Annotated in this window: 25 protein-coding genes; 12 read left to right on the plus strand and 13 right to left on the minus strand. The window is 33.2% G+C overall.

Features of this window, described 5'->3' with window-relative positions:
* The first annotated feature begins 72 nt into the window (after window positions 1-72).
* Window positions 73-783 (plus strand): queuosine precursor transporter, encoded by a 711-nt coding sequence (locus M4I21_RS08260; RefSeq protein WP_249558636.1) that lies wholly within the window; start codon window positions 73-75, stop codon window positions 781-783.
* A gap of 120 nt (window positions 784-903) precedes the next feature.
* A complete protein-coding gene (locus tag M4I21_RS08265) occupies window positions 904-3,642 on the plus strand; it encodes an AsmA-like C-terminal region-containing protein (RefSeq protein WP_249558637.1) in 2,739 nt (912 codons plus the stop codon).
* Here the strand turns inward: M4I21_RS08265 and M4I21_RS08270 are convergent.
* Window positions 3,635-4,429, minus strand: coding sequence for a DUF2797 domain-containing protein (locus M4I21_RS08270; RefSeq protein WP_249558638.1), 795 nt, complete (start codon window positions 4,427-4,429; stop codon window positions 3,635-3,637). The genes M4I21_RS08265 and M4I21_RS08270 overlap by 8 nt on opposite strands.
* Window positions 4,430-4,512: 83 nt before the next feature.
* Between M4I21_RS08270 and M4I21_RS08275 the strand changes: the two genes are divergently transcribed.
* Together M4I21_RS08275 and M4I21_RS08280 are read left to right on the plus strand one after the other, a co-directional pair.
* Window positions 4,513-6,027, plus strand: a complete 1,515-nt coding sequence (locus tag M4I21_RS08275; RefSeq protein WP_249558639.1) for a GH3 auxin-responsive promoter family protein — start codon at window positions 4,513-4,515, stop codon at window positions 6,025-6,027.
* A gap of 70 nt (window positions 6,028-6,097) precedes the next feature.
* Window positions 6,098-6,688 carry an alpha/beta fold hydrolase gene (locus M4I21_RS08280; protein WP_249558640.1) on the plus strand — a complete coding sequence of 197 codons (591 nt, stop codon included), beginning with the start codon at window positions 6,098-6,100 and terminating at the stop codon, window positions 6,686-6,688.
* Between the two features lie 47 nt (window positions 6,689-6,735).
* Here the strand turns inward: M4I21_RS08280 and clpX are convergent, their stop codons facing one another.
* The 6 genes from clpX to M4I21_RS08310 form a co-directional block, all read right to left on the minus strand.
* Entirely contained in the window at window positions 6,736-7,971 is a 1,236-nt protein-coding gene (gene clpX, locus M4I21_RS08285; protein ID WP_249558641.1) for an ATP-dependent Clp protease ATP-binding subunit ClpX, read from the minus strand.
* Window positions 7,972-8,016: 45 nt separating this feature from the next.
* A complete protein-coding gene (clpP, locus tag M4I21_RS08290) occupies window positions 8,017-8,694 on the minus strand; it encodes an ATP-dependent Clp endopeptidase proteolytic subunit ClpP (RefSeq protein WP_249558642.1) in 678 nt (225 codons plus the stop codon).
* Window positions 8,695-8,898: 204 nt separating this feature from the next.
* On the minus strand, window positions 8,899-10,227 hold the full coding sequence (tig, locus tag M4I21_RS08295) for a trigger factor (RefSeq protein WP_249558643.1): 1,329 nt from the start codon (window positions 10,225-10,227) through the stop codon (window positions 8,899-8,901).
* A 98-nt stretch (window positions 10,228-10,325) separates the two neighbouring features.
* Window positions 10,326-10,676 (minus strand): phage holin family protein, encoded by a 351-nt coding sequence (locus M4I21_RS08300; RefSeq protein ID WP_249558644.1) that lies wholly within the window; start codon window positions 10,674-10,676, stop codon window positions 10,326-10,328.
* Window positions 10,677-10,695: 19 nt separating this feature from the next.
* Window positions 10,696-11,466 carry an alpha/beta fold hydrolase gene (locus M4I21_RS08305; RefSeq protein ID WP_249558645.1) on the minus strand — a complete coding sequence of 257 codons (771 nt, stop codon included), beginning with the start codon at window positions 11,464-11,466 and terminating at the stop codon, window positions 10,696-10,698.
* Window positions 11,466-12,179: a pyridoxine 5'-phosphate synthase gene (locus M4I21_RS08310; RefSeq protein ID WP_249558646.1), complete on the minus strand. Its 714-nt coding sequence runs from the start codon at window positions 12,177-12,179 to the stop codon at window positions 11,466-11,468. Before M4I21_RS08310 ends, M4I21_RS08305 begins: the two co-directional genes overlap by 1 nt.
* Window positions 12,180-12,325: 146 nt before the next feature.
* Here M4I21_RS08310 and M4I21_RS08315 point away from each other — a divergent pair, with 146 nt between their 5' ends.
* The 8 genes from M4I21_RS08315 to murI all read left to right on the plus strand — a co-directional run bounded on the left by M4I21_RS08315 (window position 12,326) and on the right by murI (window position 20,356).
* Window positions 12,326-12,982: a CBS domain-containing protein gene (locus M4I21_RS08315; RefSeq protein ID WP_249558647.1), complete on the plus strand. Its 657-nt coding sequence runs from the start codon at window positions 12,326-12,328 to the stop codon at window positions 12,980-12,982.
* Window positions 12,979-13,860, plus strand: coding sequence for an NAD kinase (locus M4I21_RS08320; protein ID WP_249558648.1), 882 nt, complete (start codon window positions 12,979-12,981; stop codon window positions 13,858-13,860). Before M4I21_RS08315 ends, M4I21_RS08320 begins: the two co-directional genes overlap by 4 nt.
* Before the next feature lie 117 nt (window positions 13,861-13,977).
* Entirely contained in the window at window positions 13,978-14,673 is a 696-nt protein-coding gene (porG, locus tag M4I21_RS08325) for a type IX secretion system protein PorG (RefSeq protein WP_249558649.1), read from the plus strand.
* Window positions 14,674-14,682: 9 nt separating this feature from the next.
* Window positions 14,683-15,423 carry an undecaprenyl pyrophosphate synthase gene (uppS, locus tag M4I21_RS08330; protein WP_249558650.1) on the plus strand — a complete coding sequence of 247 codons (741 nt, stop codon included), beginning with the start codon at window positions 14,683-14,685 and terminating at the stop codon, window positions 15,421-15,423.
* The gene (locus M4I21_RS08335) at window positions 15,395-18,016 is read left to right on the plus strand and encodes a BamA/OMP85 family outer membrane protein (protein ID WP_249558651.1); all 2,622 of its coding nucleotides are present in this window, start codon (window positions 15,395-15,397) and stop codon (window positions 18,014-18,016) included. Before uppS ends, M4I21_RS08335 begins: the two co-directional genes overlap by 29 nt.
* A 101-nt stretch (window positions 18,017-18,117) precedes the next feature.
* A complete protein-coding gene (locus M4I21_RS08340; RefSeq protein ID WP_249558652.1) occupies window positions 18,118-18,903 on the plus strand; it encodes an OmpH/Skp family outer membrane protein in 786 nt (261 codons plus the stop codon).
* Between the two features lie 57 nt (window positions 18,904-18,960).
* The gene (locus M4I21_RS08345; protein ID WP_249558653.1) at window positions 18,961-19,470 is read left to right on the plus strand and encodes an OmpH/Skp family outer membrane protein; all 510 of its coding nucleotides are present in this window, start codon (window positions 18,961-18,963) and stop codon (window positions 19,468-19,470) included.
* 88 nt (window positions 19,471-19,558) lie between these two features.
* Window positions 19,559-20,356, plus strand: coding sequence for a glutamate racemase (murI, locus tag M4I21_RS08350; RefSeq protein ID WP_249558654.1), 798 nt, complete (start codon window positions 19,559-19,561; stop codon window positions 20,354-20,356).
* Window positions 20,357-20,363: 7 nt separating this feature from the next.
* Here murI and M4I21_RS08355 read toward each other — a convergent pair whose 3' ends face one another.
* The 6 genes from M4I21_RS08355 to M4I21_RS08380 form a co-directional block, all read right to left on the minus strand.
* Complete coding sequence (locus tag M4I21_RS08355) at window positions 20,364-20,861, minus strand: dihydrofolate reductase (protein ID WP_249558655.1); 498 nt, start codon at window positions 20,859-20,861, stop codon at window positions 20,364-20,366.
* Between the two features lie 18 nt (window positions 20,862-20,879).
* On the minus strand, window positions 20,880-21,704 hold the full coding sequence (locus M4I21_RS08360; RefSeq protein WP_249558656.1) for a thymidylate synthase: 825 nt from the start codon (window positions 21,702-21,704) through the stop codon (window positions 20,880-20,882).
* 154 nt (window positions 21,705-21,858) lie between these two features.
* Window positions 21,859-23,349 carry a NupC/NupG family nucleoside CNT transporter gene (locus M4I21_RS08365; RefSeq protein WP_249558657.1) on the minus strand — a complete coding sequence of 497 codons (1,491 nt, stop codon included), beginning with the start codon at window positions 23,347-23,349 and terminating at the stop codon, window positions 21,859-21,861.
* A gap of 21 nt (window positions 23,350-23,370) precedes the next feature.
* A complete protein-coding gene (locus tag M4I21_RS08370) occupies window positions 23,371-24,003 on the minus strand; it encodes a bifunctional nuclease family protein (RefSeq protein ID WP_249558658.1) in 633 nt (210 codons plus the stop codon).
* A 91-nt stretch (window positions 24,004-24,094) separates the two neighbouring features.
* Entirely contained in the window at window positions 24,095-25,063 is a 969-nt protein-coding gene (locus M4I21_RS08375) for an electron transfer flavoprotein subunit alpha/FixB family protein (RefSeq protein WP_249558659.1), read from the minus strand.
* A 2-nt stretch (window positions 25,064-25,065) separates the two neighbouring features.
* Window positions 25,066-25,812 carry an electron transfer flavoprotein subunit beta/FixA family protein gene (locus M4I21_RS08380; RefSeq protein ID WP_249558660.1) on the minus strand — a complete coding sequence of 249 codons (747 nt, stop codon included), beginning with the start codon at window positions 25,810-25,812 and terminating at the stop codon, window positions 25,066-25,068.
* Between the last annotated feature and the right edge of the window lie 16 nt (window positions 25,813-25,828).

The following is a 25,828-nucleotide window of genomic DNA, read 5'->3' on the forward strand; positions in this document are numbered from 1 at the left end:
TTGTAAAGGCATTAAAAGGTTTACTTAATATCTTTGTAAATTGAATAGTAATTGGGACACTCTAGTGCAAATATGAATAAAACAGATAAAAAATTAGCCTTTAAAATATATTTATACCTAGGTGCTTTGTTTATCACTTCCTTGGTGGTTTCTAATCTTATTTTTCAGAAATTTTTTATTTGGCAACCCTTTGGAGATGTTACCATTTTTGGAGCAACTTTGTTTGAAATCTCTGTAGGTGTGTTGCCTTACCCTGTGACTTTTTTGTTAACCGATTTAATTTCTGAGATATACGGTAAAAAAAGTGCCAACCAAATTGTTGTGGCGGGTATATTTGCTTCGTTCTTTTCGTTAGTAATAGTTTGGCTTGCTTCTGTGTCTAATGCTACAGAGTGGTCTCCGGTAAGCAACACAATGTTTAGCGATGTTTTTGGGAACACAATTTTAGCAGTTACTGCATCTATGATGGCGTATTTGTTTGCGCAGTTTATAGATATACAAGTGTATCATTTCTGGAAAAAAGTAACAAAAGGCAAGCATTTGTGGTTGCGTAATAATTTTTCTACTTTCTTTTCTCAATTTGTAGATACGTGTACTGTTTTATTGCTTTTGTGCTCGTTTGGAGAAATTGGTTGGGATAAATTCACAGGTTTGTTAATTAGTGGGTTTATTTTTAAGATAATTATAGCATTTCTAGACACCCCTTTCCTTTATTTACTCGTATATATTATGCGTAAACGATTTAACTTAAAATTAAACCAAGAAATTACGTTAGAATCATAATAAAAACGACCTTAAACTGTTTTAAATGTAAGATATTTAATACAGACTAGAATTTCACAATTTGTGTGATGTTAAATAAAAGGTTGTATTAATTAATAAAACCGAATAAAAAAGTTCTATATGAAAAAGAAAATTTTAAAAATTATTGGTGTTGTTGTATTGCTTATAGTAGTCTTGCTAATTGCGGCGCCGTTCTTTTTACAAGGAAAAATAGAAGAGATTATTAAAAGTAAAGTAAATAATAATATTGAAGCTACTTTAGATTTTGCCAGTGCAGATCTTAGCTTGTTCTCTAGTTTCCCTAATGCAAAGGTTACTATAAACGATTTGGTTTTAATAAATAAAGCCCCTTTTGCTGGAGATACACTTTTTGCTTCTAAGCAAATAGCTTTAGATATGGCAATTACAGAGCTTTTTAAAGATCCATCAGAGGCTATTGGTATTAAAAGTTTAGCTGTAGATGGTGCTAAGCTTACTATAATGGTAAACAAAGATAGTATTGCTAATTACGATATTGCAAAAAAAGATCCAACTGCAGCTGTAGAAACAGCTGCAACAGAAGAAGAGGGTAGTAGCTTTAATTTAGCTATGGAGTCTTATCAAATTACTAATTCTAGTATTGTTTATGTAGATCAGACTTCTGGTATGGCATTGGCGTTAACAGATTTGCAACATTCTGGAACAGGAGATTTATCTTTAGAGAAATCTGAGTTGGATACTAAAACAAAGGCGCTTGTATCTTTTGGTATGGGTGGTACTAATTACTTAAATAGAAACAGTGTTGGTTTAGATGCCTTAATTGGTATCGATTTAAAAGAAAGCAAATTTTCTTTTTTAAAGAACGAAGCTTTAATTAATCAATTGCCACTTGTTTTTGATGGTTTTGTAAAGTTAAACGATGATAACCAAGAGGTAAATATCAACTTTAAGACATTGTCTAGCGAGTTTAAAAACTTTTTAGCTTTGGTTCCGGAAGAATATACTAAAAGCATAGAAAACGTAAAAACTACTGGAAAATTTACAGTAGAAGGAAAGTTAGATGGTATAGTTGATGAAACACATATTCCTAAGTTTTCTGTAAAACTAAATTCTGATAATGCTTCATTTAAATACCCAGACTTACCAAAGGCAGTAACTAATATATTTATAAATGCTGCTATAGATAATACAACTGGTTTGGTTGAAGATACTACGGTAGATATTAAAAAGCTTGCTTTTTCTATAGATCAAGATAAATTTAATCTTACTTCTAAAATTACGGACTTAATGGGCAATACTAAGGTAAAAGCACATTTAAATGGTAATATGAATTTGGCTAACATATCACAAGCGTATCCTGTGCCAGTAGATTTAAAGTTAAAAGGAATGCTTAAGGCAGATGTTTCTACGGCTTTTGATATGGCTTCCATAGAAAAAGAACAATACCAAAATACAACAACTAGTGGTACGTTGGATTTAAAGGGGTTTGAGTATAATTCTGATGAGCTTAAAAATCCTGTAGAGATTACAACTACGTCTTTAACTTTTAATCCTAAAACGGTTTCTTTAAACGAGTTTCAGGGAAAAACAGGTAAGACAGATTTTTCAGCAAAGGGAACAATTACAAACTTATTAGGGTTTATGTTTAAGGATGAAAAAGTAAAAGGAGATTTTGCTTTAAATTCTAATACGTTTGCTTTAAATGATTTTATGGTTGATGAAGTTGAAACGGAATCAACATCGACAGGTAAGACAGAGTCAAAACCTGTTTCAGCAGAAGAAAAATTAAAAATACCATCATTTTTAGATGCAACAATTACTGCTAACGCAAATACAGTGTTGTATGATAATTTAACGCTTAAAGATGTAAAAGGTACATTGCGTATAAAGGATGAGACAGCAACTTTATCTAATATGACAACTGCTTTATTTGGTGGTAAGATGTCTTTTAATGGAGAGGTGTCTACTAAAAACGAAGCGGCAACATTTGCTATGAATTTAGGGATGAACCAATTTAATATTGGCCAGGCACTTAAAGGGCTAGAGATGTTAGAGGTTTTAGCGCCAATAGCTAAAATTGTTAGGGGTAATTTAAATTCTGATATTTCTATAGCTGGTAATTTAAAAGACGATTTTACACCGGACTTAGCTACCATTTCTGGTAAAGTTTTAGCAGAGTTATTATCTACAGAATTAAACCCAAATGAAGAAAAATTTATGTCTGCAATAGGTGATAAGCTTAGTTTCTTAAAGCCAGAAAAATTAAACTTAAATGGTTTAAAAACTGCATTGTCTTTTGACAACGGAAAAGTGACAGTAAAGCCATTTAAGCTAAACTACGGAGATGTTGTAATGAATGTTTCTGGTAGTCATACATTTGATAGTAAACTGGCTTACAACGCAACTGTTGAGGTGCCAGCGAAATATTTAGGTGGTGATATTAATAAACTTATTGCTAAAATAGATGATAAGCAGCTAGAGAGCTTAACAATACCAGTTACGGCAAACATTGGTGGTAATTTTACAAGTCCAGAGGTAAAGACAGATTTAACGAGTGGTGTTAAAAACTTAACTAGTCAATTGGTAGAGATAGAAAAGCAAAAACTAATTGCAAAAGGCAAGGATAAGGCTACAAGTGTTATTAGTGATTTGCTTAATAAAAATAAGTCTAAAACAGATTCTTTAACTGCTAAGGATGATAAATCTTCTGTAGTACAGGATGTAGTGGGTGGCTTGTTTGGTAAAAAAGATACCACAGCAGTAAAGCAAGACTCTGCCGCTAAAACTAAAAAGGAAGAGCAAAAAGATGCTGCTAAAGCTATTTTAGGTGGCTTGTTTGGTAAAAAGAAAAAAGAAACAGAAAAAGATACTGCTAAGTAATAGTAAGGCTTACGTAGTAGCCTTCGTTGCTTCTAATGTTAAAAACGGTATTGTCCTCAAAAATTAGGTACTGGCCTTTAATGCCTTTAAGCGTACCTTTATAATTAGGTGTTTTATCCAGATTAAGGCTTTTTACTTTTTCTGGATATTGCATTACCGGAAATTCTAAGTGAGTTTCCTGGTTGTCTTCAATAAAATATTGTGAAGCTTCTTCAGGTATGTACTGCTTCAATTTGTTACGCCACTCAATTAAATTTTCATCATCCACAGTGTTGGTAAGCATTTTGCGCCAGTTGGTTTTATCGCCTACATAGTCTTTTAATGCAACTTCAGTAATACCTGCTAAATAGCGGTTAGGTACTTCTACAATTTCTATAGCTTCGTGCGCTCCTTGATCTATCCATCTAGTTGGTACTTGTGTTTTACGTGTAACTCCAACTTTTACATTGCTAGAATTAGCCAGGTAAACAATATGTGGTTGTAATTGCACTTTTTTTTCATAGGCTAAATCGCGATCTTCTTGGTCTAGATGTGCAGTGCTTAGCTCTGGTCTCATAATCCAATCTCCTGCAGTTGGAATCTCAAAAAAACAAGATTTACAAAACCCTTGACGGTATATAGGCTTGTCTAACTTACAGTTAAGACATTGGTGTTTTATAAAGTTAATCTCTATAGATTTGTTTAAAATCTGATTTACATTTAAAAAGTCATTCTCAAAAACTAAATAATATTGTATGGGATTTCCGTTCTCGGTTTGCATTTTTTGTAAAACACCTTGGTACTGCATAAAATGTATTTGAATATTAAATTTGGATAGGCTACTTTTATCAAAATAACCTCTGAAATTTTTCAGGATAAAGATACCTAAAAATGTCAATACCTTTTGTTAATTCTATAGCTTCTTGGTTGCTTAAAAAGCGGTATCACCAAATAGAACTTTTTTTAAAATATCCAGCTGAGGTTCAGGAAGAAGTAATGTTTAAGCTTTTAACTATAGCTAAAGATACAGAGGTTGGTAGAAAATACGATTTTGCTTCTATTACCAATTATAAGGAGTTTGCAGAACGCTTGCCAATTGTTTCTTATGAAGAAGTTGAGCCTTTTATAGAACGGACAAGAAGAGGTGAACAAAATATTTTTTGGCCAACAAGTATAAAGTGGTTTGCAAAAAGTAGTGGTACTACCAATGCAAAAAGTAAGTTTATTCCGGTTAGTACAGAGGCTTTAGAAGATTGCCATTACAAGTCTGGTAAGGATCTGTTGTGTTTGTATCTTAATAATAACGAGAACTCACAATTGTTTACAGGTAAGAGTTTGCGTTTGGGAGGTAGTAAAGATTTGTATGAAGATAATGGTAGTTTTTTCGGAGATTTATCTGCTATTTTAATTGATAATATGCCTTTCTGGGCAGAAATGAGTAGTACGCCAAGTAATAAGGTGTCATTAATGAGTGAGTGGGAAACCAAATTAGATGCTATTATTAATGAAAGTAAATTGGAAAATGTGACAAGCTTGGCTGGTGTACCATCTTGGATGTTGGTATTGCTTAATAATATGTTAGAGCAAACGGGGAAAACACATTTATTTGAAGTTTGGGAAAATCTAGAGGTCTATTTTCATGGTGGAGTTAGCTTTAGCCCTTACAAGGAGCAGTATAAAGCTTTATTGCCTAGAAAAAAGTTTAATTACTACGAAATTTACAATGCCTCTGAGGGATTCTTTGCAATACAAGACAGGAACAATGCAGACGATTTATTGTTGATGTTAGATTATGGTATTTTTTATGAGTTTATTCCTATGGATGCCTACGGTACTTTAGATCAGACAGTAGTTGCACTTTGGGATGTGGAGTTGCATAAGAACTACGCTATCATTATTACAACCAATGCTGGTTTGTGGCGTTACAAAATAGGGGATACGGTTAGGTTTACTTCAGTAAGTCCGTATAGAATTAAGATTACAGGTCGTACCAAACACCATATTAATGTCTTTGGAGAAGAATTAATAATAGAAAATGCAGAAGAGGCATTAAGAAAGGTTTGTATAAAAACAGCGGCTCAAATAAAAGACTATACTGTAGCGCCTATTTTTATGGTAGGCAGAGAAAAAGGCGCGCACGAGTGGATTATTGAATTTAGAAAAGAACCTGAAGATATTGCTCATTTTACAGAATTATTAGATAATGCTTTAAAATCTTTAAACTCTGATTATGAAGCAAAACGATACAATAATATTACCTTAAATATGCCTAACGTGCACATTGCCAGGCAGGACCTTTTTTATGATTGGTTAAAAGTTAGAAGTAAATTAGGGGGGCAGCATAAGATTCCAAGATTATCTAATAAACGGGACTATATCGATGAATTGCTTCTAATGAACAAATAAATTCGTTTTTTTAGTGGTTAAGCTTCATATTGCTAGTATAAACCTAACCAGTATATAAAACTATAAAAATATGAATTCAGAAAGACTAGTTATTTTGTCAGATATGTGGGGAGCCAAGAAGGGAATGTGGATTACTTCTTATTTAGGCTATCTACAGCAATATTACGATATTGAATATTACGATATTCAGCAATTGGCAGATGTAGATTTGTTAGTACAATCCGAAAAAAATATTCACACAGCCTTTGTGGATGGTGGTATAGATACAGCTGTTTCTCAATTGGTAAAAAAAGAAACTAAGCCTGCTCATTACTTAGCTTTTAGTATGGGTGGTACAATTGCTTGGAAAGCGAACCTAAAAGGATTGCCAATGAAATCTTTGTACACGGTATCTGCTACTAGATTAAGAAAAGAAGTAGAGCGTGTAGACGGAGAGGTGAATATGCTTTTTGGAAGTAAAGATTTGTATAAGCCTTCTGTTAAGTGGTCCGAGACTATTGGCGTAAACCTTGAGATTGTAGAGAACTTTGGTCACGAAATGTATTCGGACTCACAGGTAATACAGAAAGTATGTTTAGATCTTTTAGATAAAGTAATGACTAAACCTGTTGAAGAAAAAACAGAGGCTAAAATTAAAGTTTTAGCAAAAAAAATATCCTAAAGAAAACTTCAGGATATTTTAATATAGTAATTGTAAAAGCCGTTTTGTTATGAAACGGCTTTTAGTTTTTTAACTGTTTCATAAGATAGCTTTTGCTCTGCATACTCTTTTGTTACCTTAAATTCTTTGTCTTCGCTGCTAGGTAGTTCAAACATAGCATCTGTAAAAATAGCTTCACATAGAGAACGTAAACCTCTAGCTCCTAATTTGTAGTCTATTGCTTTTTTAACAATGTAATCTAAGGCTTCGTCTGTTATGGTAAATTTAATATTATCCATACCAAACAGCTTTTCATACTGTTTAATAATAGCATTTTTAGGTTCTGTAAGTATAGCGCGTAGTGTTTTCTCGTCTAACGGATTCATGTGCGTTAAAACAGGTAAACGTCCAATGATTTCGGGAATTAAACCAAATTCTTTTAAATCTTTTGGAATTATGTATTGTAAAATATTAGAGTTGTCTACGTTGTCATCTAACTTAGATGCACTGTACCCAACTGCTTGCATATTTAAGCGTTTTGTAATAATACGTTCAATACCATCAAAAGCACCACCAGCAATAAATAATATGTTTTCTGTATTTACTTCTATAAATTTTTGATCTGGATGCTTACGTCCACCTTTTGGTGGTACGTTAACTACGGTACCTTCTAATAGTTTAAGTAGACCTTGTTGCACACCTTCTCCAGAAACATCTCTTGTTATAGATGGGTTGTCACTCTTACGAGCAATTTTATCTATCTCATCTATAAAAACAATACCACGTTCAGCTTTTTCCAAGTTGTAGTCTGCGGCTTGTAATAAACGAGTTAATAAGCTTTCTACATCTTCACCTACATAACCAGCTTCTGTTAAAACAGTAGCATCTACAATAGCTAATGGTACGTTAAGCATTTTGGCAATTGTTTTAGCCATTAATGTTTTACCTGTACCGGTTTGACCAGCCATTATAATATTACTTTTCTGTATTTCTACATCGTCTTCCTCGCTAGAAGGTTGTAATAATCTTTTGTAGTGATTGTATACTGCAACAGACATTACTTTTTTTGTACGTTCTTGACCTATAATAAAAGTGTCTAAAAACGCTTTTATATCCATAGGTTTTTTAAGAACCAATTCGGCAGATAAACTATCTGTTTTAGATTGCTTAGTGTCTTCTATAACAATGCCGTAAGCCTGCTCTATACATCTGTCGCAAATATGCGCACCTTCACCAGCAATTAATATATTTGTTTCTGCTTTGGTTCTTTTACAAAAAGAACATTCTAAATTTTCCTTTGCCATAAGTCTACATCTTCTCTTTAATAGGTTTGTTATTAGTCGGTTATATTACTTTTCCCTAACTAATATTTCGTCTATCATACCATATTTTTTGGCTTCGTCAGCTTTCATCCAGTAATCTCTGTCACTATCGTTGCTAACTTTGTCAAAAGGTTGGCCAGAGTGTGTTGCAATAATAGTATACAACTCGTCTTTTAATTTTAATATTTCTCTAGCGGTAATTTCTATATCACTAGCTTGTCCTTGAGCACCACCTAAAGGTTGGTGTATCATAACACGAGAGTGAGTTAATCCGCTACGTTTACCTTCTGCGCCAGCACAAAGTAATACAGCTCCCATAGATGCAGCCATACCAGTACAAATAGTTGCTACGTCTGGCTTTATAAATTGCATAGTGTCGTATATACCTAAACCAGCATAAACGCTACCACCAGGAGAGTTAATATAAATTTGAATGTCTTTAGAGGCATCTGCACTTTCTAAAAATAATAATTGTGCTTGTACTATGTTAGCAACTTGGTCGTTAATACCTGTTCCTAAAAATATAATTCTGTCCATCATTAATCTAGAGAAAACATCCATTGCAATTGCATTTAGTTGTCTTTCTTCGATAATATTAGGAGTCATATTACTAGGGTACATTGTACTTAAGATTTTATCGTAGTACATACTGTTAATCCCTTGGTCCTTTATGGCGTAGTTTTTAAATTCTTTTCCGTAGTCCATATGTAGTATTTGGTATTTTTAAATAAAAAAGGTGCCGAAAATTTTTACTTTCGGCACCGTAAATATACTTATTTTTTTTAGTGACGACCTATAGTCTAAATTGCTTTTAAGCCTTAAAGCTATAGTTTGATACTAAATTTAACGGAATTTTTTGTTTTACCTTATGTGTACTGGCATTTTTTTAACAGTGCGTGGTAATAAAATTTATTCTTTTCCGTAAACTTCTTTGATAAATTCGTCATAAGAAAGTTCCTTTTCTTTAAGGTTTGCTTTCTCTTTGTATAACGATAGTAATTTTTGGCTCATTAACTGCTCAGATAATCTTTTAACTTCGTCCTGGTTAGACATAATTCTAGCAGCGATGTTATCTAATTCTTCTTCTGCAGGATTTAATTGTCCATATTGTGCCATTTGAGACTTAATAAAACCTTTTGCAAAGTCTTTTAATTCGTCAAAATTAACTTGAAGGTTGTTTTCTTGTATAATTTTACCTTCAATTAATTGGTAACGTAAACCTTTTTCAGATTTTTCAAATTCAGCGCTAGCTTCTTCTTCTGTTAATGGCTTTTCACCTGTTACCTGAATCCATTTTTTTAAGAATTCAGTAGGTAATTCAAACTTTGTATTTTCAATAAAGTTCTCAGTAATATCATTTAACAACTTCTGATCAGATTGTTGTTCAAACTGCTTTTCTGTATCCTCTTTAATTTTGTCTCTAAGTTCTTTTACTGTAGAGATTTTTTCTTCAGCAAATAACTTGTCAAACAACTCTTGGTTCATTTCTGCAGGCTCACGCTCGTTAATCTCTTCAATAGTGAAAGTAACTTCTGTGTCTAGATCTGCAGATTTATCAGCAGCCAAACCTAATGCGCTAGATAACTGGTAATCTTCTTTAAAAAGACCTTTAGTTTTTAATGTAACTACATCACCAACTTTTTTACCAACTAAAGCATCAGTTGCTTTTTTAGCTTTAAGGTTGCTTAATTCTATAGTTGTTTTGTTGTCTATTTCTTCAGCTTCGTTAGAGAAAGTACCAGTTACTTCGTCTTTTTTAGATACTTCTGTTTTAGAGATAAGTTTACCATATTGTTTACCAATACGATCAACTTGTTCGTCTATCATTTTCTTATCTGCAACTATTTTGTATTGTGTAATTGCTTTTTTAGTCTTTATTGGAGCTTCAAATTTTGGAGCTAAACCTAATTCAAATTCAAAGTCTAGGTTTTCTGCATCCCAATTAAAATCGTCTTGCTGCTTTGGTAATGGATTACCAAGAACATCTAACTTTTCTTCAGTTAAGTATTTGTTTAGGTTGTCTTGTATAAGTTTATTTACTTCATCTACTAAAACAGCCTTACCATATTGTTTTTTAATAAGACCCATTGGTACGTGTCCTTTTCTAAAACCTGGTATGTTTGCTTGCTTTCTATAATCCTCAAGAATTGCTTTTACCTTATCTTGGTAGTCCTCTTTAGTTACAGCAACTTTTACAACTGCATTTAATGCATCAATCTGCTCTTTTGTAATATTCATTTTTGAATCTGATTTTACTTAAATAAAATGGGCTGCAAAAATAGTACATTTTAATTACCTCTACAAGTTTTTAAATTGTTGTAATACAAATGGGTATGTTATTTTTCGTTGTCGCTTTTTAAGATTGAAAATAATATAGATTGTAATAGCGATAATAATAAGCTAAATACTATGGCCCACAGCCAACTATCTACTGTAAATCCTGAAACAAAATAGCCTGCTAATTTTATAATACACGCATTTACAACTAGTAAAAATAAGCCCAATGTTACGATGGTTACAGGTAGTGTAAGTATAACTAACAATGGTTTTACAAAAAAGTTTAATAAGCTTAAGACAACAGCAACGATAATGGCGGTTGTGTAACTGTCTACACCAATACCGGGCAAAACTTTAGAAAGTACTACTACAGCAATTGCGCTTAATAGTATGCGTAAAATAGTTTTCATAGCGTATTTATTTAAGTAGTTATTGTTTTATAAAGGTAAGTGATTTTTCTAAGAATTCTTTAGGATTTTCTGCGTGTAACCAATGACCGGCATTCGTTATTGTTTTTATCTCTGCTTTAGGGAAATGAGCTTTTATAATGTCATTGTCTAAAGGCGATATATATTCAGATTTAGAGCCTCTTAAAAAAAGAGTTGACTTGTTGTAAATAGCAGATGCTTCTATGTTTTCTCCTATTTGTTCCATACGTTCTGCTAAAACTTCTAAATTAAATCTAAATCCTAATTTGCCCTTTTCTTCCCAGTACAGGTTTTTTAGTAAAAATTGACGTATACCTGCATTAGATATGTATTTGGCAAGTTCTTCGCTAGCTTCTGTTCTAGATGTAATTGCATTTAAATCTAAAGCTTGTAAGCCATTAATTATTTCTTGGTGGTGTGGCGGGTAAAATTTAGGGGCAATATCTGCAATTATTAGTTTGCTTACTAATTCTGGATAACTACACGCTAATTGCATTGCGGTTTTTCCACCCATAGAGTGCCCTAGAACGATACAGTTCTTTAAATTATGCTCTTCAATATACTCTTTAATATCATTGGCAAGAATATCATAATTGAACTCGTTCGAGTGAAAACTTTTACCGTGATTACGCTGATCTATTAAGTGTACTTGTAGACCTTCTTCAGCGTATTTATTGCCAAGAGTTTTCCAATTATCAGACATTCCTAAAAATCCGTGTAAGATTAACAACGGTTGTCCTTCTCCTAATATTTTAGAATGTAATGTTGGCATTATTTTAATTTATTTAGATACATGTTAACAACATTTTCTAGTCCTAAATATAGAGATTCGCTTATTAAAGCATGGCCAATAGAAACCTCTAGTAGGTTTGGTACATTTTGCTTAAAATATGCAATGTTATCTAGGCTAAGATCATGGCCTGCATTAATGCCTAAATTCAGTTTTTGTGCTAAAATAGCAGCATCTGTAAATGGTTTTATACCTGTTTTATCTCCTAGAGCGTATGCATCAGCAAAACTTTCTGTGTATAATTCAATGCGATCCGTTCCTGTTTCTGCTGCGCCTTCAATCATTTTTAAATCAGCATTTACAAAAATAGACGTTCTAATATTGTTCGCTTTAAAAGTTGCAATAACCTCCTTTAAAAAATCTTTGTGTTTCATGGTATCCCATCCAGCATTAGACGTAATGGCATTTACTGCATCTGGTACCAATGTAACTTGTGTTGGTTGTGTTTCTAAAACTAAATCTATAAACTTTTTAATAGGGTTGCCTTCTATATTGTATTCCGTAGTTACTATTTGCTTTAAATCGCGGGCATCTTGGTATCTAATATGGCGTTCATCTGGTCTTGGATGTATAGTAATACCTTCTGCTCCAAAAGACTCTATGTCAGTGGCTACTTTGCATAAATTAGGTACGTTGCCGCCTCTAGAATTTCTTAAAGTGGCTATTTTATTAATGTTAACGCTTAATTTTGTCATTTTTATCATCTTTTACTACTGCAAAAATACAAATAAGGCATAGCTTTTGCAGTTAGTTTGTAAAGGATTTTTATTTTTATTAAAAGCCTTGTTAAATATAAGCTTGGTCGAATAAATTATTATTAATTTGCGTTATTATTAAAGCTATGCAGATACAATCTCAAATATTAACTACAATTCCGGTATTTTCTACTGATGACAATATGGAAAAGGTGATTCGTTTTTTTAAAACATCTACTTTTTCTCATGTAGCAGTGGTAGAAGATGGTAAATTGTTAGGAATGATTTCTGAAAACGATTTTGAAACCTTTGAAAAAGGGAAAAAAATTGAAGAGTACAAATACAATTTAGAAATGTTTTTTGTTGATTCTGATACATCTTGGTTAGATGTTCTAGAAGTTTTTTCTAAGAATGATGCCAATATATTGCCAGTTTTAGATAAGGATGAAACCTTTTTTGGGTATTACGACTTAACAGATATTGTAAGTCTTTTTATAGGAACTCCTTTTTTTACAGAACCAGGCGGAATTTTAGTCGTGGCAAAAGGATTGTCAGATTATTCTTTTAGTGAAATAGCACAGATTGTAGAAAGTAATAATGCTAGATTATATGGTGCATTTATTACAGAGATTGAAAATGATGTTGCCCAGATAACATTGAAAATTACTTCGGCTAATTTAAACGAAATTACACAGTCTTTTAGGCGTTATAACTATACTATTTTGTATGGTAATGATGATGATCTTTTTTTAGAAGATTTAAAAGATCGTTCTAACTACTTAGCTAAATATTTAAACGTATGAAAGTTGCCATATACGGACAAACTTATAATGACGACGCCACAGCCTATGTGCTAGAGCTTTTAGATGAGTTAGAGCAGCATAATGCAATTGTCTTTTTTGAAAAGGGTTTTTATGATTTTGTGGTGCAATCAGAAGAGATTAATGATTTTTCAACCTTTACAGCATCTAAAGGTTTAGATGCTTCTTTTGATATGTTTGTTAGCTTTGGTGGTGATGGTACTATTTTGCGAGCAATTACTTTTGTTAAGGATTTAGGAATTCCTATAGTAGGTGTCAATACTGGGCGTTTAGGATTTTTGTCGACCTTTAAAAAAGAAGATGTTAGAAAAGTAGTTCAGGAATTTGTAGCCAATGCATATACGGTTGTAGATAGAAGTTTGGTTGCGGTAAGTTCTAATGTGGTTATACCGGAATTTGATTCTATTAATTTTGCTTTAAATGAGGTTACGGTAAGTAGAAAAGATACCACCTCTATGATTACTGTAGAAACGACGTTAAATGGTGAGTATTTAAATTCGTATTGGGCAGATGGTTTAATTGTTTCTACGCCAACTGGTTCTACTGGGTATTCTTTAAGTTGTGGTGGTCCGGTTATAACGCCAACAGCAAAATCTTTGGTTATAACGCCAATAGCGCCACATAATTTAAATGCTAGACCTCTGGTTATTTCAGATGACACGGTGGTTAAATTAAAAGTTTCTGGCAGAGAAAAAAATCATTTGCTTTCTCTAGATTCTAGAATTGTAACTCTGGAAAATGGAACAGAAATAACGGTTAAAAAAGCGGGCTTTACTATAAAAATGGTAGAGTACACGTCAGAGAGCTTTTTAAAAACGCTGCGCAATAAATTATTGTGGGGAGAAGACAAGCGTAATTAATTGTTTTTTAAAACAATAAATAAGGTATAAAACTGTTATTCAAAGGGAGAACAGAGGTGTAGCAATTTAGTTTTGGCTAAAATCTATTATTGTTATATTTGCAAACTTTTAGAATTTATGAGAATATTTATTGCTATTCTATCACTTTTCTTTTTTGGAGTCACTAGTGCGCAAACCTATGAGGTTGGTGTGCTTGCGGGTGGTTTAAATAATATAGGAGACGTTGGTAGTACAAATTATATAAGTCCAAGTGGTTTTGCGTACGGTGGAATCTTTAAGTGGAATAAAAGCAAGCGTTATGCTTGGCGCGCAAGTATATTGCACGGCAAGTTTGTTGCAGATGATTTAAAATCTGGGTTGGCTTCTAGGCAAAAAAGACAACTGAAAATGGAGAATACCGTTACGGAGTTTTCTGCTGGTTTAGAAGTTAACTTTGTAGAGTATAATTTGCATAAGTTAGGACCTGCTTTTACTCCTTATTTATATACGGGTGTAACTTATTTTAGATACGATTACAATTATTTTGAAGTTGGGTTTTTACAAGATTTAGACCAGCGCGAAGGAGATTTTGCAATTCCAATGACTGTTGGTGTTAAGTATAGATTAAATCAATTCTTTATCTTAGGCGCTGAAATAGGTGCTAGATATACGTTTACAGACAATTTAGACGCTAGTAATCCAGAAAAAGCAAACGTTGCAACCCTTATAGATCCTAAGTTTGGAAATATTTTTAGTGATGATTGGTATGTGTTTTCTGGTTTTACGTTAACTTACACTTTTGGTAGAAAACCGTGCTCAGATTGTTTTGAGTAAATTATACTTATGGATACTATAGAAGATTTAAATAAAGAGAATATCCCTGCGCATTTAGCTATTATAATGGATGGTAATGGTAGATGGGCAAAACAAAAAGGAAAACTACGTATATTTGGTCACGAAAATGGAGTAAAAACTGTGCGTAGAGTAGTAGAAAGTTGCGCAAAAATAGGTGTAGGTTACTTAACATTATATACTTTTTCTACAGAAAATTGGAATAGACCTAAGTTAGAGGTAGATACGTTAATGCGTATTTTGGTGTCTTCTTTAAGGAAAGAAGTTAAAACTCTTAACAAAAACAACATAAAACTTAATGCTATAGGTAATTTAGATTCTATGCCTTCTAAGGTAGGTGAGGAGCTAAAGAATGTTATCTCTAAAACAGCCGAAAACACTGGTATGACGCTAACATTGGCGTTGAGCTATGGCTCTAGAGATGAGATAAAAAGAGCTGTTCAAGAAATTAGCATCAAAGTTAAAAATAATATAATTTCTGCTGAAAATATTGATGAAATCATTATTAATAACCATCTTTACACGCAAAATTTACCGGACGTAGATTTACTTATTAGAACAAGCGGAGAACACCGTATAAGTAATTTTTTATTATGGCAAATAGCGTATGCAGAGCTGTACTTTACAGATGTACTTTGGCCAGACTTTAAAGAACATCATTTAGTAGACGCAATTAAAAATTATCAGAACAGAGAACGAAGATTTGGAAAAACTAGCGAACAACTCAACTAACACAACCAAGAGAACCATTACTTTTGGTTCCATTATCACAATATTTTTTCTTTTTACAAACTTAGTCGCTTTTGCGCAAGAGACATCTTATGAAGATGGTAAAAAGTATATATTGGGTGGTATAAAAATTACCGGCGTACAAAGCTATAATGAGCAAACTGTAAAAACTTTTACTGGCTTGCGCGTTGGTCAGCCATTAACGCTTCCAGGAGAAGAAATTAGTGCTGTTATTAATAAACTTTGGGGTCTAGAGCTTTTTAGCGATATTAATTTTTATATAACAGATATTAAAGGAGAAGAAGTTTTTCTAGAACTTAATATTGTTGAACGTCCAACTTTAACAGATGTTACTGTCTACGGGGTTAAAAAACGTAAGGTAGCAGATATTATAGATGATACAGATCTTAAGAAAGGAAAAAAAATTACTCAGAGTCTTATTAATAATACCGAGAACTACTTAAAGAATAAGTATAAAAAGCAAGGGTATTTAAATACCAAGGTTACTATTGCTACAGCAACAGATACAACTGAGAGCAACGCCAGAAAAATGGTTATCAATATTAAAAAAGGTGAAAAAGTAAAAATTAGTGATATTACTTTTGATGGTAACGATGCTTTAGGCGCAAAGAAGTTACAGAAATCTTTAAAGAAGACTAAGAAGAAGAAATTTTACCGTTTCTGGAAAAAATCTAAATATATAGAAGAGGATTATAATACAGATTTAACTTCTTTGGTAGAGAAGTATGCAGAAAGTGGTTACAGGGATGCAAGGATAGTTGCAGATACAATAACTAATGTTAATGATAATAATATTGCAATTAACATAAAAGTAGAAGAGGGTAAAAAGTATTACTTTGGTGATATAGATTTTGTTGGTAATACAGTATATCCAGACAGATTTTTAGAAAGAGCTTTGGGTATAAAAAAAGGTAGTACCTATAATGGTGTATTATTAAAGAAGAGAATTGCAGATAATACAAAACCAGATCCAGACGATTTAAGTAGTTTGTATCAAAACAACGGTTATATGTTTTCTAGTATTAATCCTGTAGAAATTTCTGCGGAAAATGATACTATTAATTTTGAAATAAGAATTATAGAAGGTAAAGAAACCTTTTTAGATCACGTAACTGTTACGGGTAATGATAAAACAAATGACCACGTAATTTTTAGAGAACTAAGAACACGTCCAGGTCAAAAATATAACAAAGCAAATATTATTAGAAGTATTAGAGAATTAGGTGCTTTAGGTTATTTTGATGCAGAAAGCATTAAGCCAGATGTACTTAACCCTAATCCAGATACAGGTACTGTAGATATTAACTATGGTGTATTAGAAGCAGGTTCTAGTCAAATAGAACTACAAGGTGGCTACGGTGGTGGTGGCTTTATTGGTACATTAGGTTTGTCTTTTAGTAACTTTTCTTTAAAGAATATTTTTAATAAAAAAGCATATACTCCGGTTCCAATGGGAGACGGACAAACATTTGCTATTAGATTGCAAGCTAGTAGAACTTATAGAGTGTATAGTTTAAACTTCTCTGAGCCTTGGTTGGGAGGTAAAAAGCCAGTGCAGTTTAATATGTCATTGTCTAGAACACAACAGTTTTCTTACGATTACCAAGAAAGAGAAGTAGATAAAGATAGGCAGTTTTCTATTTCTAGTATTTCTGTTGGTTTAGCAAAAAGATTAAAATGGCCAGATGATTTCTTTGTGGCATCTCACTCATTAGCATACCAGTTATACGATTTTAAAGATTATAATATTGGTTTGTTTAATTTTGGTAACGGTTCTGCAAATTCATTTTCTTATACATTTGGTTTGTCAAGAGAATCTTTGGCAGGTGGTAAAATATTTCCACGTGGCGGTTCTAGTTTTCAGTTAAAGTTAAAAGCAACTCCACCTTATTCTTTGTTTTCTAATAAAGACTATAAAGGTTTAAAGGCTGAAAGTGATGAGATACAGGATGCTCGTACAACTAGAGCATTAACTGCTTACGAGCAAACACGTTTAGAAAAAATAGAAGAAGATAGATTTAAGTGGTTAGAATTTTATAAAGCTAGTTTCAAAGGAGATTGGTATACAACACTTACAGGAGATTTAGTTTTACGTTCTAATGCGGAATTTGGTTTCTTAGGTAGCTATAATAATGATATTGGAGATGTGCCTTTTGAGCGTTATTTTGTAGGTGGTGATGGTCTGGGTAACTTTACCTTAGATGGTAGAGAAACAATACAATTAAGAGGTTATGAAAATCAATCTTTAACGCCAGTTATTGCAAGTACAAACGAGCAAGAAGGTGGTGTTGTGTATAATAAGTTCTCTATGGAGCTTAGATATCCTATAACATTAAAACCTTCTGCATCTATATATGCACTAGGATTTTTAGAAGGAGGTAACTCTTTTAGCAATTTTAATGAATTTAATCCGTTTGAGATAAAACGATCGGCCGGAGTAGGGTTGCGCATATTTATGCCAGCTTTTGGTTTATTGGGAATTGACTTTGGTTATGGGTTTGATAAGGATAACTTACCAACCTCTACTGAACCAAGTGGATGGCAAGTTCACTTCATCATTGGTCAGCAGTTTTAATTACAGAGAATATTTTCAATTTACCATATGTTAATGTGCTTATTTTTAGCTTGTTAGTATTTTTGGCACGATATTTTCTATGTATTAAAACAATAAACAAAATGAAAACAAAAGTTCTTTTAATTTTAACTACGTTGCTACTGTCAACTAGTATTTTTGCCCAAAGAGGTGTTAGGATCGCCTATGTAGATATGGAATACATTCTTGAGAATGTAGAAGAATACAGAGACGCTAACGAACAACTGGCTAGTAAAGTTGAAAAATGGAAACTGGAGATTGAAGGTGAAAAGAAAGAGATAAGTGAAATGCGACAAGCTTTACTTGCCGAAAAAGTATTATTAACGAATGAGTTAATAGAGGAGCGCGAGGAAGATATAGCATTACTTGAAAAAGAAATGTTACAATACCAGCAAGATAGGTTTGGGCCACAAGGAGACTTGGTTATGCAAAAACTTAGATTGGTACAGCCTATACAAGATCAAGTTTTTAACGAGGTGCAGCAAATTGGACAAAATAAAAATTACGATTTTATTTTTGATAAATCTGCAGATGTTGTAATGTTGTACGCAGAAAAACGAAATGACATAAGCGAATTGGTGCTTAGGGCTATTTCTAGAACTAGAAAAGTAAGTGCTCCTAAGAAAAATGCAAGAAGTAGGTTTGATGATGAGGAAGAAGAAAAACCTATTACTGAAGCATTAAAAGAAAGACAGGAGCAAGCTAAAGCTGCAGATGCAACTAGAGCTAAAAGCGCCGAAGAGAAAAGAGCAGAACAGCTAAAGATGCGTGAAGAACGTAAAAAGGCTTACGAAGCTAGAAGAAAAAAATTATTAGAGGAAAAGGCAGCTAAACAGAAAAAGACCAAAGAAGAAAAGGACGATAATTAGAAAAAGTCTATACACTAAAATTAACTAAATACTTAAAATTAACATTCAATTACTATTATGAAACACTTAAAGAAAATAGCAGTAGCATTAGTATTATTTGTATCTGCAACGTCATTTGTAAACGCACAAGCAAAAGTTGCTCACATTAATGTTCAGCAGTTATTACAAGAGATGCCTTCAATGAAGCAAGCAGATGCAGAATTAAAAAAGTTGAACGAAACTCTAGGTGCAGATATACAAGCAAGTATGACTGAAGCTAGGAATAAAGCGACACAGTATCAAAATGAAGCTCCTTCTAAGACTGCAGAAGAAAATGCAAAAAGAGAACAAGAGATAATGACATACCAAAAAACAATTCAAACTGCACAACAAGCTGCACAACAAGAATTGCAAAAAAAGCAACAAGAATTGTTAGCTCCTATTCAGGATTCTGCAATGAAAGCTATCGAAAAGGTTGCGGCTGCTCAAGGGTATGACTACGTTATGGATGCTAGCCCTGGAGCTGGTGTTTTAGTAGCAAAAGGAAAAGATCTTTTAGCTGACGTAAAAAAGGAATTAAAGTTCTAAGAAATTAAAAGTTTTTAATATTAAAAGGCTATGCAATTTGCATAGCCTTTTTTGTTTCTTTGCAGTATATTTAAGTTTTAATATAGAAATGAATAAGCATAGTAATCCTATTGGAATTTTTGACTCTGGAGTTGGTGGCACCTCTATTTGGAAAGAAATACATAAGTTACTTCCGTTAGAGAATACAATCTATTTGGCGGATAGTAGTAATGCTCCTTATGGTGAGAAATCTGCAGAGGATATTCTACAATTGAGTATTAAGAACACTGAGTTGCTCTTACGTTACAATTGCAAGCTTATTGTTGTGGCTTGCAATACGGCTACTACTAACGCAATTGAATATTTAAGAGCTACATATAAAGATGTCTCTTTTATTGGTATAGAGCCAGCAATAAAACCAGCAGTATTGCAATCTAATTCTAAAACTGTGGGTGTTTTAGCAACAAAAGGCACCTTGTCTAGTAGTTTGTTTCATAGTACCGTTAAAAACCACGCAGAGGGCATTAAAATCATTGAAAAAGAGGGTGTGGGTCTTGTGCCTTTAATAGAAGCAGGGAAGGCATCATCAAAAGAAATAAAAGAAGTGTTAATTGCTTTATTGGAGCCTATGTTAAGTCAGAATATAGATTATCTGGTTTTAGGTTGCACACATTACCCCTACTTAATACCGGTGCTTAAAGAATTGCTTCCTGCGCACGTAAATATTATAGATTCTGGAGAAGCTGTTGCAAAGCAAACAAAGGCAGTTCTAGTTAAGGATGCTATTTTGTTAACTAAAAATTTAAAACCAACACATCAATTTTATACAAATGCCGATGTTGTTATTTTAAAGTCTTTTTTAAAAGACGTAGGTGATAAGCTATGTGTTGATTTCCTAAATTTTTAAACTATAGTTAGCATCTACGTACATATGTAATGTATGTAAAATCTAGTTTGTGTTTATCATCTTTTGGGTGGTATTCTTCAAAAACAACTTCCCAATTATCTTTAGTTAACTCTGGAAAAAATGTATCGGCCTCAAACTTAGCGTGTACTCTAGTAAGTTCTACTTTGTGTGTATATTCTAGTGCAAGTTTATAAATTTCTCCACCACCAATAATATAGGCTAAGTCTTCCTTTTTTGTTAGTTCTAAGGCAGCTTCTAGAGAGTGTACAACAATGCAATTGTCAAAAGCTATAGCGTAACTTTTGTCTCTAGTAATAACAATATGTTTTCTATTTGGTAAAGGTTTAGGGAAGCTTTCAAACGTTTTTCTGCCCATAATTATAGTATGGCCAGTAGTTAATTTTTTAAAGCGCTTAAAATCGTCAGGTAAATGCCAAAGTAAGTCATTGTCTTTACCTAATGCATTATTTTCCGCTGCAGCAGCTATAGCTATTATTTTTTGCACCTTTTATTAGTTTAAATATTATATGGCTACTTTACCTTTAATATGAGGGTGAGGATCATAACCTTCCAATGTGAAATCGTCAAAAGTAAAATCAAAAATATTTTTTACGTCAGGATTTAAAATCATCTTAGGTAATGCTCTAGGTTCTCTGCTTAATTGTAATTCAACCTGTTCTAAATGGTTGTTGTATATATGAGCATCGCCAAAAGTGTGAATAAAATCACCAGCTTCATAACCGCAAACTTGCGCCATCATCATTGTAAACAAAGCATAAGAGGCTATATTAAAGGGAACACCTAAAAATATATCTGCGCTTCTTTGGTATAGTTGGCAAGACAATTTACCATCTGCTACATAAAATTGAAAAAACGCGTGACAAGGAGGAAGTGCAGCTTTTCCGTTTGCTACGTTTTCAGAAAAAGAAACAGAGGTATCTGGTAATACGCTAGGATTCCAGGCCGTAACCATCATTCTTCTGCTGTTAGGGTTGCTCTTTAGAGTTTCGACAACTTCTTTAATCTGATCTATATCTTCACTGTTCCAGTTACGCCATTGATGACCATAAACAGGACCTAAATCTCCGTTTTCATCTGCCCATTCATTCCAAATACGAACTCCGTTTTCTTGTAAATAAGCAATATTTGTATCGCCCTTTAAAAACCAAAGTAATTCGTATATGATAGATTTTAAATGTAGTTTTTTTGTGGTAACCATAGGAAAACCTTTGCTAAGGTCAAAACGCATTTGGTGTCCAAAAACACTTATTGTTCCAGTGCCAGTACGGTCGCCTTTTTGGTTTCCTGTTTCTTGTACGTGTTTAAGTAAGTCGTGATATTGTTTCATTTTAAAGCAGCATCTTTTTTCTGTTTAAAGTCAACAGAAATTGTTTAGTCTTATGTAAAAATAAGTAATAGCCTAATAAGTTTTGAATAATGATTTAATCATATATCCAAAACTTATTAACTAGTTTATAAATTTGTTCTGTTTTAGGTTGCTGTTAGCCTAATATCATACCTGCAATAGTAGCAGAAAGTAATGATGCTATAGAGCCACCTAATACTGCTTTAAGTCCAAGCTCTGATAATGTCTTTCTTTGACCTGGCGCTAAAGAGCCAATACCACCTATCTGTATGCCAATTGAAGCAAAATTTGCAAAACCACAAAGCATGTATGTTGCCATTAAAATAGACTTGTTATATGTGAAATGAGGATTTGCAACAACATTTTTAAGTTCTGCTAATTGTTTGTAACCAATAAATTCACTTGCAGCTAATTTTACACCTAGCAATTGTCCCATAAGCATGATGTCTTCTTTAGCAACGCCAATTAACCACATTAGTGGTGCAAAGGTGTAGCCTAGAATAAATTCTAAGGATAAGCTATCATACTGGGTGTTAGTAGAAATAATAGTATTTAAAGACGTAAAGTGCCAAGAGATATTTAGGGATTCAATTGTAATTCCGTCAAAACTTGCGGCACCACCTAAAATACCATTTATCATGGCTATAAGTGCAACAAAAACTAAGAGCATTGCACCAACGTTTACTGCTAATTTTAATCCTTCTGTTGTTCCATTTGCAATGGCGTCTAATATGTTAGCTCCAATTTTATCTTGTGAAACGTGAACATCTGTATCAACTTTTTCGGTCTGTGGGTATAGTATTTTTGAAATTACAATAGCACCGGGAGCGGCCATTACAGAAGCTGCTAATAAGTGCTTGGCAAATTCTAATCTTAGGGCAGGATCATTTCCTCCTAAGAATCCAATATAAGCTGCCAATACAGCGCCAGCTACAGTAGCCATACCACCAACCATTACCAGTAAAATTTCAGACTTATTCATTTTTTCTAAATAAGCCTTTATTAATAAAGGTGCTTCAGTCTGACCTAAAAATATGTTACCAGCAACAGATAGACTTTCTGCGCCAGATATACCCAGTGTTTTTGTTAGTAATTTTGCCAATGCTTTTACAACTCTCTGGATTATACCTAAGTAAAACAATACAGAGGTTAAGGCAGAGAAAAAGATAATTGTAGGTAGTACTTGAAAAGCGAAAATGAATCCAAATTTATCCATATCCGTTACTAAGCCTTCAAATAAAAACTTACTTCCCTTTGTGGTAAAATCAAGTATGCTCACAAACACTTTACCTACGCTATCAAAAACAATAGCGATAAATTCAATTTTTAGAACACCAATCGCAATAATTAACTGTAATCCCAGACCAATACCAACGGTTTTCCAGTTTATGGCTTTGCGGTTAGCGCTAAATAAAAAGGCTATTAGTATTAAAACAGCCATTCCTAAAAGGCCACGTAAAAGGCTAGTTATAGAAAAACCTTGGTTTTCTATAATTGGAGTTATTGTATTGTTAATTGCAGTTGCATCTATAGTTTGGGCAACTTCTTGTACAGGAATAGAATCTTGTGCTATAGATGGAAATATAACAAAAAAAGTAATAAGGAAAATCCAGTAACTTTTTTTCATAATAAGTTTTGTGTAAGTTGGTTATTTTCTTTTCGAGATTTCATCTCTAAGTTTTGCTGCTTTCTCATAGTCTTCATTAGCAACAGCTTTGTTTAATTCTTCGTGCAGTTCGTTAATGTTTAACTCTCTATACGCATCAGAAGGATTAGATTCTATCTCTACAGTTTCGCCTTCTTGTAGAATTTCATCAACCATAATACTATCATCTTTATCCGGGTCTTCGTCTTCTTCTTTAGAGGAGAACTTTAGGAAAATACCAGCTTTGTCTAGTATGGTTTTATATGTAAATATTGGAGCATCAAAACGAAGAGCTAATGCAATTGCGTCACTAGTTCTTGCGTCTATAATTTCTTCGACCATATCTCTTTCACATATAATACTAGAATAGAATACACCATCAACTAGTTTGTGTATAATTACCTGTTTTATAACAATGGCAAATCTATCTGAGAAATTCTTGAAAAGATCGTGTGTTAATGGTCTTGGTGGTTTAATTTCTTTCTCCAGGGCAATCGCTATAGATTGTGCTTCAAAAGCACCAATAACTATAGGTAATTTTCTATCGCCATCTACTTCATTTAATATAAGGGCATATGCGCCATTTTGCGTTTGGCTGTATGATATTCCTTTTATTTTTAGTCGTACTAAACTCATATAAACATTTAAAATTACTAAGGGCTGCTTAAATAAAAGGGATTTCCTTGTATTTAAACAGCCCTTTAGTATGGGCACAATTTATAAAAAATTAAGCGTTTTGAGCTTTAAATTCTTTTAATTTTTCTATTAGCTTAGGAACTACTTCAAAAGCATCGCCTACAATACCGTAATCTGCAGCTTTAAAGAAAGGTGCTTCTGGGTCTGTATTTATAACAACTTTTACTTTAGAAGCGCTTATGCCGGCTAGGTGTTGTATAGCTCCAGAGATACCAATTGCAATGTATAAATTACTTGCTACTGGTTTTCCTGTTTGACCTACGTGCTCACTATGAGGTCGCCATCCTAAATCCGAAACTGGTTTAGAACAAGCTGTTGCAGCGCCAAGTACGTCTGCTAATTCTTCTATCATTCCCCAATTTTCTGGACCTTTTAATCCTCTACCACCAGATACAACGATGTCTGCATCTGCGATAGTAGCTTTGCCAACAACTTTGTCTACTTCTATAGACTTAGTAGAAAAATCTGCGTCTGATAATGTCGGAGAAAAATCTTCTGCTGTAGCTGTAATGTTATTTTCAATAGCGCCAAAAGAATTGTTAGACACACCAATAACTTTAATATCTGTGTTAATAGTTGTGTGTGCAAAACCTTTATTGCTAAAAACTGTTCTCTTTACTTTAAAAGGAGATGTGCTATCTGGAGCAGTAACTACATTAGGAGTATAACCAGCTTTTAACTTTGCTGCTACTATTGGAGCTACATATTTACTATCTGTGCTAGAGCCAATTACAATAACTTTAGATCCTTCTTTAGCTGCTGCTTCAGTTATTGCGTGTGCAAAAGCTTTGGCGTTAAAAGTTTTAAGGTTATCGCTGCTAACATTTAATACTTTAGTAACACCATAGTTACCTAAAGTGTCGTTACTATCTGCGTTAAATGAGATGGCAGTAACTGTTGTACCTAATTGTTGTGCTACAGCGTAAGCATAAGAAGCTACTTCAAAAGCACTCTTTTTAAATTTTCCGTTTTCTGATTCTGTATATACTAAAACTGACATAATTAGATTGCTTTTGCTTCGTTATGTAATAAGTTTATTAACTCGTCTATGTTGTCCGCGTCTACCAGTTTTACAGCACCTTTAGCAGCAGGCTTGTCAAAACTAACATCGTTAGTCGCAGCTTCTGCTTCTGTTGGTTCTACAACTGTTAAAGCTTTTTTACGAGCCATCATAATACCTCTCATGTTAGGTATTCTTAAGTCGCTTTCTTCAACTAAACCTTTTTGTCCGCCTATAACTAAAGGTAATGATGTGCTAATTTTTTCCTTACCACCATCAATTTCTCTAGTAGCGGTAACAGTATCACCATCAATCTCTAAACTTGTACAAGTGTTTACAAAGTTCATATCTAATAAGGTAGCTATCATTCCAGGAACCATACCTCCATTATAATCTATAGACTCACGACCTGCAATAACAAGGTCGTAGCTTCCATTTTTAATTACTTCTGCTAATTGTTGTGCTACAAAAAAACCATCTGTAGGTTCTGCGTTAACACGTATAGCTTCATCAGCACCAATTGCTAATGCTTTTCTTATGGTAGGTTCAGTTGTTGCTCCTCCAACGTTTACAACGTGTACAGTTGCTCCTTGTTTTTCTTTAAACCACATTGCTCTTGTAAGACCAAACTCATCATTTGGATTAATTACAAATTGTACACCGTTTGTATCAAACTTAGTATCTCCTTCTGTAAAGTTAATTTTAGAAGTCGTGTCTGGTACGTTACTTATGCAGACTAATATTTTCATCTTTTATCAATTTTAT

It is taken from the genome of Cellulophaga sp. 20_2_10 (assembly GCF_023476645.1).
GTDB lineage: Bacteria > Bacteroidota > Bacteroidia > Flavobacteriales > Flavobacteriaceae > Cellulophaga.